The 11,307-nt window shown below is 63.3% G+C and carries 8 protein-coding genes and 1 pseudogene; 7 read left to right on the forward strand and 2 right to left on the reverse strand.

Annotated features, from left to right (window positions below; all coding sequences use genetic code 11):
* Window positions 1-188: pseudogene (locus tag ACFCU0_RS13065) on the reverse strand (DUF819 domain-containing protein); the annotation flags it as partial.
* Between the two features lie 513 nt (window positions 189-701).
* Here ACFCU0_RS13065 and hemA point away from each other — a divergent pair.
* The 3 genes from hemA (at window position 702) to ACFCU0_RS13080 (ending at window position 4,113) form a co-directional block, all read left to right on the forward strand.
* Entirely contained in the window at window positions 702-2,126 is a 1,425-nt protein-coding gene (gene hemA / locus ACFCU0_RS13070) for a glutamyl-tRNA reductase (protein WP_434974121.1), read from the forward strand.
* Between the two features lie 223 nt (window positions 2,127-2,349).
* The gene (hemC, locus tag ACFCU0_RS13075; RefSeq protein WP_434974122.1) at window positions 2,350-3,315 is read left to right on the forward strand and encodes a hydroxymethylbilane synthase; all 966 of its coding nucleotides are present in this window, start codon (window positions 2,350-2,352) and stop codon (window positions 3,313-3,315) included.
* 54 nt (window positions 3,316-3,369) lie between these two features.
* A complete protein-coding gene (locus tag ACFCU0_RS13080; RefSeq protein WP_434974123.1) occupies window positions 3,370-4,113 on the forward strand; it encodes a uroporphyrinogen-III synthase in 744 nt (247 codons plus the stop codon).
* Window positions 4,114-4,154: 41 nt separating this feature from the next.
* Here ACFCU0_RS13080 and thiE read toward each other — a convergent pair whose 3' ends face one another.
* Window positions 4,155-4,898, reverse strand: a complete 744-nt coding sequence (gene thiE / locus ACFCU0_RS13085; RefSeq protein ID WP_434974124.1) for a thiamine phosphate synthase — start codon at window positions 4,896-4,898, stop codon at window positions 4,155-4,157.
* A 153-nt stretch (window positions 4,899-5,051) separates the two neighbouring features.
* Here thiE and ACFCU0_RS13090 point away from each other — a divergent pair, with 153 nt between their 5' ends.
* The 4 genes from ACFCU0_RS13090 to ACFCU0_RS13105 all read left to right on the forward strand — a co-directional run.
* Complete coding sequence (locus ACFCU0_RS13090) at window positions 5,052-6,413, forward strand: glycerate kinase type-2 family protein (protein WP_434974125.1); 1,362 nt, start codon at window positions 5,052-5,054, stop codon at window positions 6,411-6,413.
* Between the two features lie 219 nt (window positions 6,414-6,632).
* Window positions 6,633-9,245 (forward strand): M14 family metallopeptidase, encoded by a 2,613-nt coding sequence (locus ACFCU0_RS13095; RefSeq protein WP_434974126.1) that lies wholly within the window; start codon window positions 6,633-6,635, stop codon window positions 9,243-9,245.
* A gap of 229 nt (window positions 9,246-9,474) precedes the next feature.
* Window positions 9,475-10,875, forward strand: coding sequence for a hypothetical protein (locus ACFCU0_RS13100; RefSeq protein ID WP_434974127.1), 1,401 nt, complete (start codon window positions 9,475-9,477; stop codon window positions 10,873-10,875).
* Window positions 10,876-11,044: 169 nt separating this feature from the next.
* Window positions 11,045-11,307, forward strand: a 263-nt coding sequence (locus ACFCU0_RS13105) for a DUF255 domain-containing protein (RefSeq protein ID WP_434974128.1), incomplete at its 3' end; no start/stop codon positions are given.

The following is an 11,307-nucleotide window of genomic DNA, read 5'->3' on the forward strand; positions in this document are numbered from 1 at the left end:
ACCCCGAAGGTGGTCAACATCATCGGGATGAAATATGCCCAGATGACCGGTGGGGCGAATTTGAAGAGCGGCTCAAGCTTTTCGACCGAAGACAGAGCGAAGACGCCGGCGAGAACCGATGCCAGGACGGCAATGACGGTCATCGGCTCGGTGAAGAGGGCTGCGGGACTGGCAAGGATAGAGGTCACAGTCAGTCGATCGGTGAGACAGGCAGACGAGGGCAGGGGACACCCGCGTAAAAATGGCGGCAGAAGAGGACACGTGCAACTTGGAAAGCCGCCTGGATATTCCAGCGACGCAGGCCGGCCGCACGGCCCGGTTGGGTTTGAGAATTGGTCGGCCTCCGTGGAGGACGTGTCAATACCTGCGAAGCCGGGACCTACCGGGGAGCCAGATATGTTTCCGAAATGTGTTCGATGGTATCAATGCGCGACCTGTACCATACGCTTCCGTTGCAAAACAGAATCGGCCCCGCATGTTCGGTGGGGCATTCCCCCACATACGGGATTCTCCACGGTCTGCACCTTGCATTCTTTATCCCCGGCGCTTTGGCTGTGGACACACGGAGCGTCCGTGAACGCTGGCAATAGAGGGGCATTTAGTGAAGATCGGTTCATTTGGTTTTCACCACACCCCTTGAACCCGGTAGTCCGTCGGTTGTACGAATCGTTGCATTTGTCTTGGAAAAGGGACACCGCTGCATGACCTTTTACGCTTTCGGCCTCAATTTCGAACAGGTACCGGTGAACGTCACGGAGGCGTTTGCACTGGACGAAGTGGATAAGCGTCAGCTTTACGCTACGCTCGACCTGTCGGACGACGCCGAAGTTATCTTCCTGTCGACGTGCAACCGCACGGAAGTGTATCTCTACGGGGATACCGCCGACGTGAAAGTGATTCAGGAGGCGCTGTCATCCATGGCCGGCCGGTCCTTTCCGGAGGACGAGGCCTTTTGGTTTGAGGACGAGGAAGCTATCCTTCACGTCCTTGAGGTTGCCAGCGGCATCCGGTCTATGGTGCCCGGCGACGGGCAGATTCTCTCGCAGGTGAAAGACGCATACCGCCTCGCTGTTGACGGCGATGCCGTTGACTCGCTGCTGCACCGTCTCATGCACACGGCCTTCCGCGCTGCGAAACGGGTCGCGACGGAAACCGACCTGTCCAGCGGTGCAGCGTCGGTCTCGACTGCCTCCGTGGCGATGGCTCGGCGATACTTTGGTGAGGCGGTGAATGAATTTGCCGGTCTGAATATCTTGCTCGTTGGTGCCGGGAAAATGGGGCGCCTTGCTCTCGGCGCGCTCGATAAGGCCCGACCGGCGTCCGTTTCTGTGACCAACCGCTCGGCGGATCGCGCCGAGGCCGTCGCGACTGAATACGACGCAGCGACGATCCCTTGGACGGAGCGCCATTCCGCCGTTGCCGCTGCCGACTTCGTGATCGTCGCCACCGGGGCTCCTGAGCCGGTCGTTATCGCGGAGCACCTCCCGCCGCGCGATCCCGGGGACGCGACGTTGCTGGTCGATATCGCTATGCCACGCAACATCGATCCGGCCGTGGACGCCTTGACCGGATTCACGGTATTTGATCTGGATGATTTGCAGGCGTTCGTGAAGGACACGGAGGCCCGGCGCACGGCAGAGATCCCGCGGGCTCGCGAGATCTGCAACGAATTGATGTCGGATTTCGTCACGTGGGTCTTTCACCAGCAGGCTCTCCAGCCCGCCATCCAAGCCATTCGCGGCACGTTTGACGCGATCCGCGAACAGGAGGTGGACCGGCACGCGCACCGCACCGACATGAATCGGCAGGAGGTCGACCGCCTCACGAAGTCGATCATGCAAAAGCTTCTGGCGGTTCCAATCGTGAAGCTGAAAAACGTCGACCCGGACAGCATCGACTTCGTTCGCGGCATCAAACTCTTACATGCTCTGTTCTCACGCCCTTCCTGCGAGGACGAGTCGGCCGAGAAAGCACGCAACGAGTCGGCCTATGAGACGCCGTCGCTTTCGGATACGCCGTCCGGATGCCCTTTCGATACGCATCGAACGAGCGGCTCCGACGACGTCGACGAGCTTCTACGTCGCGCCGTAGCCCTCTCGGACGAAGACCGTTTCTCTGCGGAGTAGGCACCGACCCTCTCTTCTCTTCCGCCGCACGCCCCGCGACGCGATTCGCGACGACGTGCGGCGATTTTTATGTTAAGCCGACGTGCCGGGCGTGTGGAGCCCGGTAGCAGCGTAGTGGGCCCGAACATTCGGTTGACCTCGCGGGTTTTCGGTTTCGTCCGGCATCCGCAGCGGTCGCTGCACCCCGGCGTCTCTGATTCTTTTCTCTCCGACCGATTTACGTATGCCCGTTCCGGATCCTCTTGTTATCGGCACCCGCGGCAGTGAACTCGCGCTCTGGCAGGCCAATTTCGTGCGCTCACGGCTGGAAGCACACGGGCATCGGGTGGAGATCGAGACGATTCTCACGCGCGGCGATCAGGTTCAGGACGTACCCATTTCCGAGATCGGGGACGAGTCCGTGTTCACGAAAGAACTGGACCGCGCTCTTCTGGCGGGGGATGTGCATGTAGCCGTCCACTCCCTGAAGGATTTGCCGTCCCATCTTCCGGGGGGCATTACGCTGGCGGCGATCGGAGAGCGCGAAGATCCCGGCGACGCCTTCGTGCCGCACCCGAGCGTTGGAGCAGGACTTCGCGACCTGCCGGAAGGGGCCACCCTGGCGACGGCCTCTCTTCGCCGCCGCGCCCAGATCAAATCCTGGCGTCCTGACCTGACGGTCGTTCCGGTGCGCGGCAACGTCGACACGCGACTGGAGAAGTTGGACGAGAGCTCCTGGCACGGGATGGTGCTGGCCATGGCAGGCCTGCTACGCATGGGTCTCAGCGCCCGCATTCGCGAAGCCTTTCCGGTCGACATCATGGTCCCGGCGGTCGGCCAGGGGGCGCTCGGGATTGCCTGCGCGAGCGACGAACCCGACATCGCGGACGCCCTAAACGACATGCTTCACCACGACGCAACGGGCACGGCCGTCCTGGCGGAGCGTGCCTTCATGCAAACCGTCGGGGGCGGATGCCAGGTGCCTACAGGCGCCTTCGCCCGGTTCAACGAGGAGGGGGCCATCGAGATGGACGGCTGCATCGCCGATCTCGACGGTACGGACGCGTATCGGGAGCACCGGGTCTGTGACCCGGACGATGCGGAAAGCGAAGCGCGGGATCTCGCGCGGACGCTGCTGGATGCGGGTGGTAGGGAGGTGCTTGACGAGATTCTCGGCGAGCGCGGCCGGCGAACGTCCTTCCACCCGTGACGGCCCGTCAGACGCTATTCGCCCGACCGTTTCGCTGAACCGATCGTGAGGTCCATGTCTGCAGACGTCGTCTTGCTCCGAAGTCCAGATGACCCGGACCGGTACGTCGAGGCCTTCGACGAAGCGGGCCTCAAGGCGGTTTGTCGTCCGGTGTTGGCCTTCGAGTTTCCGTATCAAGATGCCCTGACCGAACAACTGCGCCCGAAGGCCGCCGTGGGAGCGCTCCTCATGACGAGCCCGCGCGCTGCCGCTGCCGTCAAGCGTGTCTTTCTCAACTCTCCGGACCTGGCGTCGATATGGGCGGATCGGCCGGTCTTCGTCGTTGGACCGAAAACGGCGGCCTCGGTCCGCGCACTCGGTCTGCACCCGGTCGGAGAAGAGGCCGGCCGGGCGGCGAATCTGGTCGACCGGATTCGCGATGCGTGGGACAACGAGACAATTCAGGCGCCGCTCCTGTTTTTAAGCGGGAGTCGCAGGAAAGACACCCTTCCGGACGGCCTGACTTCGGCCGGTGTCCCGTTTTCTGAGCAGGTCGTGTACTGCACGACAACGCGCTCCTTGATTAGAATCCCAGAGCGTGCCGGCTGGCTGGCGTTCTTCAGTCCATCCGGTGTGGAGGCTGTTCGCAAAGCTGAGATTCGGCCGGGGGACTACCGTACCGCGGCAATCGGTCCGACCACGGCGGCTGCGCTTCGTGAAGCGGGCGTGAGGCCGGACGCGGTGGCGGAGGCGCCGTCGCCCGAGGCGCTGGTTGCAGCGGTTGTGGCGGCGGCAGAGGACATCGACGGGGCAGCGTAACGTAGCCGCGTCGGGCGATTCGGCGGATGACATGCGCTCGATTACGCCGTTCGCAGCGCTCCGTCGATTGCCGCGCGGAACCGGGCGGCTGCGCGTTCCGGATTGTTCGACGTGGCGATGGCGGACAGCACGGCCACCCCGTAGGCGCCGGCTTCCAGCGTGGGTCGGACCCGGTCGTGCGTGATGCCGCCGATCGCGATGACCGGAATCGGGACGGCGTCGCACGCCTCCGCGAGAGTTTCCAGACCGACTACAGATTTCGGGTTGCGCTTGCTACCGGTCTTGAATACGGGTCCGAGCCCGACATATGTGGCGCCGTCCTCGAGCGCGTCCTCCACCTGCGCCACCGTGTTCGCTGTTGCGCCGATGATCGCATCCGGGCCCAGCAGGTCGCGCGCCTCGCGGATCGGGAAGTCTTCCCGCCCGAGATGAACGCCTGCCGCCCCGACCGCCTGCGCGACGTCCAGCCGGTCGTCTACGATCATGGGCATCGAGGCATCCCGGCAAACGGCCTGAGTGGCCCGTGCCTGCGAAAGAAGGTTACGTATGCCGCCGTGCTTCTGGCGGAACTGGATGGTGTCGGCTCCACCGCGCAGCGCCAGCCGTGCCAGTTCGGCGTGGGAGCGTTGCTGCTGCAGTTTGAAGTCCGTAATGACGTGCAAACGACCGACCCGCCCATCCTGCTGGGCGGCGTCGTGTATGGAGTGATCGCCCCCGTCTGTGTTGGATTCAACGGCTGTTTCGTCGTCAGGGGAAGACTGCTCGCCGTCGCTTGGTGAAACCATGACCGGGAGTGGAGGTGGAGAAGAAAACGTCGTTTGCGGACAGACGTCCGTTCGGTTCCTCTATGACCTGCTCACGGTGCGGTTTCCGGCTCGGCCGCCGTCGTACCGCCGCAATCCTTACCGCCTTCCGACTGCACCAGAATCGACTTGCGAATGACGCACGCTGACGAGAACGCCTCATCGGAATATGCTTCCTCCTTTCTTCGCGACGTTCGGGCGATGTTCGACGCGGCCGTACGAGAGGTGAAGGCAGCCCGGATCTTTCCATCGATCAACCCGGCCGACGCAGCGCCGCGACCGCTGGGTTCGTACGATGGTGTACGTGTTGTTGCCTTCGGGAAAGCCGCCCTTCCCATGAGCGGCGCCGCCGAACGCCTGTGCCGCGAGAACGGTCTGTCGGTACGAGGGGGCGTGGCCGTCGTGCCGCCGGGGTATCCGGACACGGTGCCGGCCGATGAGCACGAACCCGAGGCAGTCGACGTTCTCGTTGGCAACCATCCCGTTGCCGGGCAGGATAGCGACAGGGCCGGGCGTCGAGTCCTCGCCGAGGCCAACCGCGCCACTGATCGGGAGCTGCTTCTCATATTAATCTCTGGCGGGGGCACGGCACTGATTTCGACGCCGGTCGAAGGCGTCGATGTCTGGGATTTGAGAGCCACGTATCGGCTGCTGGTACGAAGCGGAGCGCCGATCCACGACATAAACGTGGTTCGCAAGCACCTAACCCGGCTTGGCGGAGGCCAGCTTGCCGCCGCCTCGGCGGCCGATATTGCGGGGCTTGTCGTGTCGGATGTGCCAGGAAATGATCTGTCGGTGATCGCGAGCGGCCCGACGGTCCGTGATCCGTCTACGTTTGCCGATGCGCTCCGGGTCGCGTATCGGTCGAACATCTGGCACGACCTGCCCCCGACCGTTCGCGATCATCTGACGGCCGGGGCACGTGGGCGACGAGCGGAGACTCCGAAGTCGGCCGATGACCTCGGACGTGTCCGCACGCAGATCGTCGCTTCGAGCGCGGATGCTGTGGCGGCGGCCCGCCGCGAGGCGGTGTCGCGGGGCTACCGGGTCGTTGCAGAGGATCACCTCGACGGGGAAGCGTGCGAAGCCGGGCGGCGATGCGTTCGCGAAATGATGCATCACCAGGTGGACGCGCCTTCGGCATGGCTCTGGGGCGGTGAAACCACGGTCACCGTCACTGGCGACGGAGCCGGGGGGCGAAACCAGGAGCTTGCGCTGGCCGCCGCGATTGAGATGGAAGAGACCGCTGGCGGAACGGGAGAGGATGACATCATTCTTCTGAGCGCCGGTACGGACGGTATCGACGGACCGACGGACGTCGCCGGCGCGTGGGCAACCCGGCAGACGGCTGCTACGATGCGAACCTACGACGTCGATCCCACGGCCGCCCTCGACGCGAACGACAGCTACAGGGCGCACCGGGCATCCGAGACCTGCCTGCAAACCGGGCCGACGCACACGAATGTAATGGACGTCGTCATTGGACTGCGGTCTTAGCGTAGAGGCGCCGGGGTCAGGCCACCAATGCGCCGACAGCGGGTGGGAGGTGCAAGGTGCCGATTTCGTAAACGGTCGTCCGGTGTGTCTGAGCGGTGCTGAAAAGATGGTCGTCCTCTTGTATACTTCTTGCCCTGCCGAGAGGAAGAGCCGTCGACCGTTGCTCCGTCCGGCACGCTCCTCTCCATCGTTTTCCACAGCGATTCTGACCAAAGCCGTATGCCCATTCGCCATTCGTGTGACCGGACGCCGGTCCTCGCCCTTCTTTTGATCCTTCTGATCGCTGGCGTCGTCGCTCCCACCAGCGCTGACGCGCAGCCGACGGTGCCGTTATCGATCGATACGCCCGTCCCCGGCGTGACATCCTACGACGACGCCATCCCCGTTCCCGAAGCCATCATCGGGCATCGCATCGGTGAGCGACACACACGTCCGGCACAGGTGGTCGATTATTTTGAGGCGGTTGCTGCCGCCAGCGACCGGGTCACCCTCTCCACTCACGGGCGGACCTACGAGGGGCGCCAACTCATCCATGCGATCGTCACCTCCCCTGAGAATCATAGGCGCCTGGATGAGATCAAATCGGCGAACCGACAGCTTACAGCGCAACCGGAGGACGTCTCGGACGACGACCTGGCCACGATGCCGGCAGTTGTTCTGATGGGCTACTCCATTCACGGGGACGAAGCCAGCGGCACGGAGGCGGCCATTCTGCTTCTGTACCACCTGGCAGCCGGAAACGGACCGGAGGTTGATGACGCGCTGGAGAATGCGGTGACGATCGTCGACCCCATGTTCAACCCGGATGGGCGCGACCGCTTCGTGGACTGGGTAAACGGCAACCGCGGGGAGGTGGCTACCACGGATCCGCAGGATCGTGAGCACAACCAGCCCTGGCCCGGGGGACGCACGAATCACTACTGGTTCGATCTCAACCGCGACTGGCTCCCGGGGCAGCATCCGGCGTCGCAGGGGCGGCTGGAGGTCTTTCACGACTGGCGCCCGCAGGTGCTAACCGACTACCACGAAATGGGTCCGGAGGCCACCTACTTCTTCCAGCCGGGCATTCCGAGCCGGACGAATCCGAATACGCCGGAGCGAAATCAAGACCTCACCGGCGAGATCGCGACCTACCACGCCGATTACCTCGAGCGCATCGGCTCCCTGTTCTACACGCGGGAGTCGTTCGACGACTTCTATTACGGAAAAGGCTCCACCTACCCCGACATCAACGGGTCCATCGGTATTCTCTTCGAACAGGCGTCTTCCCGGTCGCTACAGACCGAAACGTCGAAAGGCGTGATGACCTACGCGTTCACGGTGCGCAACCAGTTTCTCGCCTCGCTATCGACCATGTCCGCGGTCACGGAGATGCGCACGGACCTGCTGGCGCATCAGCGTGACTTTTACGCCGACCGCGAGGAGGCGCTGTCCGATGCGGACGAACGGGCGTACGTGGTCGACATGACGGGCCGCCGGACCCGTGCACAGGCCCTTGCTCAGACGCTTCAACGCCACCGCGTCAAGCTGTACGACCTCGGCGAGTCGGTCTCTGCAGGAGGACGAACGTACCGGCCGGGTGAAGCGTACGTCGTGCCGCTGGATCAGGAGCAGGGCCGGTTCGTGAAGGCCGCCATGGAGCGGACGTCCGAATATCCCGATTCCCTGTTCTACGACGTCTCCACGTGGACACTGCCGCTCGCATACGGAGTGGAGTACACCTCACTGGAGCGCACGCCGGATCTCGGTAGCGAGATCAGCGACGTGTCCTACGATGGCGGTCAGGTCGTCGGTGGCCAGTCCGACTACGCGTACGTGATGCCGTGGGGCCGATACTTTGCGCCCCGTGCCGTGTACCGGATGCAGGAGGCCGGCGTCCGTCCGCGTGCTATGACCGATCCGTTCACAGCCCAAATTCCGGGTGGCGGAACGCGCTCATTCGACCGCGGCGCGATTGTCATTCAGGTACAGCAGCGGGGCGTAGCGGCGGATTCGGTGCACGCTGTGGTGCGACGCATTGCGACAGAAGATCACGTCGACGTCGTCGCGGTCGCCGGCGGCATGACGCCATCCGGTCCGGACCTGGGGAGCCGTGGCTCGGAGATTCTCCCGAAACCGGAAATCGCCCTGATCACGGGGACGGGAGGCGCATCTCGGTACAGCGGGACGAATGCGTACGACGCGGGAGAGGTGTGGCACCTGCTGAACGAACGGATGCACATCCCCGTCTCACTCGTCGACGTGACGACCGTGGATGATGTCGACATGGATGAGTACAGAACGGTCATTCTTGCCGGGGGCGACTTCGAGGACCTTCCGGCCGAAACCATATCGACCTGGGTCCGCGACGGCGGCACGCTGATCACGCTTCAGGACGCGGTGTCCTGGCCTGTTGACGCAGAGTTGGTCACGATGGAAGAGCGTGAGGTCGACGTCGACTCCCTCGTTCGCGGGACAAGCTACGCTGATTTGCAGAATGCATACGGCGCACAGGGAATCGGTGGATCCATCTTCGAAGTCGAACTCGACCCGACGCACCCCGTCGCCTACGGCTACAGCTCTTCGGAGGCCGTCTTCCGAGTCGGAACCGGGTTTTACGAGCCGTCGAAGGAGCCCGGCGTGAGCGTCGGGACCTACGCCACACCGGCCCGATTGAGCGGCTATATCAGCGAGGAACAGGCCGAGGCCGCAAACGGCGCTGCGTCCATCGAGGCGCACAACGTTGGTCGTGGAAATGTTGTCATGTTCATGGATAACCCGAACTTCCGGGCGTTCTGGTATGGCTCGAACGGTTTATTCCTGAACGCCATCGTTTTCAGCGAACTCTTTTAAGAGAGCGGACCGACGACATCAGCCGCCCCCGGGAATATGTACCCGGTGGGGCGGAACATTGAGGCTTATAGCGATCTTAATTGCCAGCCAAACTGGCGGTGCTATGATCGTCAACGTTCGTGAGCCGAGACGCTGACAGGATGGGCGCATCTGCGACATCCGCTTCGCTCAGCGATCGGCTGAATGACCGGGCATGCCGTCGGTGTTCGTCTTCAATTTGGTTCCGCCCATGAGTTCTGTGACCACGTCTTGCGCGTCGGCATCTATTCGTTCGATTATCGTTCTCGTCTTAGCGGGCATCCTCGCGGCCTGCGCTCCACCTGCTCACGCGCAGGAACAGCAGGTACCCGTCGACCAAGATAGCACGCTCTACCGCATCGACGCTGACCTTCGCGATGAACTCGGCTTGTTCCCGGATATCGCCGGTTTTCAGGAGGCCACGCTGTACCGGCTGGTAGACGGGACGTTCGAGCTCGTCATTGAGTACCGGGAGGGATCGCGCACTCTCCGGGAACGACGGTCCCTCTCCGAGGCAGACGTTGCCGCATTGAGAGAGCGTGTAACCCGGCGCATGAGAGAGGTCGGAGCCACGCCGGATCTCAATCAAGAAGGCCGGTATGGGCTTCTCGCCTCTACGACATATCTGAGTGCCATCGAGGGTGCCCTGTTGAGCGTTGCTCTCGGGGTCGAGGATGAGGCTGCGGCGTCGATGACGCTCCTCGGTGGAGCTACCGGGTTTTTCGCACCGCTCCTGCTGACGCGCAAAGCGAATGTGACCGAGGGAGAGGCCGACATGACGTTTTACGGTGGTGCTCAGGGCGCGGTGCACGGGGCCCAGTTGTACCTGCTCATTAGCGACGACGATGACGTCGACGACGAGCAGGCGGCAGCCGGCATCACCGCGGCATTACTTGCCGGCGAGAGCATTTTGGCGTATTCCCTTGCGCGCCGGAACCGCTGGAGCGGCGGTCACGCGGAGATGATGTCTTTCACCGGTCTCTCAGGAAATCTGATCGGCCTCGGTCTCGCGCAGGGGCTCGCTGGAGAAGACGGAAGCACCCGGGTCCTCGCCGGGTTGTCGTTTGCCGGATCCATTGCCGGTGGAATCATCGGACACCGGCTCGGTCGGACCGGCCGATACACGCAGGGGGACGCCCGCATCTACCTACTCTCCGGGGCGCAGACGGCGAATGCCGTCGGGTCGGTCCTCGCCGCGAGCGGTGTGGATGGCAGCAGTGGACCAGCTCTGACCGTCACGCTTGCTGGGACCGGAGGCCTCGCTCTCGGGCATCTCCTCGTGCGGAAGCGTGACTTCACGAAGTCGCAGGGGAATATCGTCGTTCTCGGGAGCTTTGCCGGGTCGCTCTTCGGGGGCGGGCTTGCCGTGGCGTCGGATGCCAGTAGCGACGCAGCCGTGCTGTTGCAGGCCGTCGGTTCCCTCGCCGGAACGGCTCTTACGTACGGCGTCTTCGCCGGCGATGCGAAACGGCAGGCCCGGCACAACCAGGCGTCGGTCAACCTCGATGTTCGCGTCACCCCGACGACCGAGTCCCTGACAGGGCCGGACGGACGCCGGATCCGCCTGTCTGACACCGTCGTGCCGAAGGTGACGCTGACGGCCCGATTCTAAGCCACTCTGGATCGGAAGACTCCGGTCGCTGAGCAGCGCCGCGTGGGATCGAACGAGCGAATCGTCAACGGGTAGGATTCTCGTGGACGAACGTGGTGCGAACATGGGTGACAGCCTCCACGAGCCCTGACGCATTCGGAAACTCGAAATGCATCCCAAGAGCAATCGCATGGCAAACCGACTGGCTGACGAGCAGAGCCCGTATCTCCTTCAGCATAAGGACAATCCGGTGGACTGGTACCCGTGGGGGGAGGAGGCGTTTGAGAAGGCGAAGAAGGAAGACAAGCCGATCTTCCTTTCAATCGGCTACTCGACGTGCCACTGGTGCCACGTGATGGAGGAAGAGTCATTTGAGGATGAGGAGGTCGCGGCGGTTCTGAACGATACCTTTGTCCCGATCAAGGTCGATCGCGAGGAGCGGCCCGATGTGGA

This window comes from Longibacter sp. (genome assembly GCF_051155795.1).
Lineage (GTDB): Bacteria > Bacteroidota > Rhodothermia > Rhodothermales > Salinibacteraceae > Longibacter.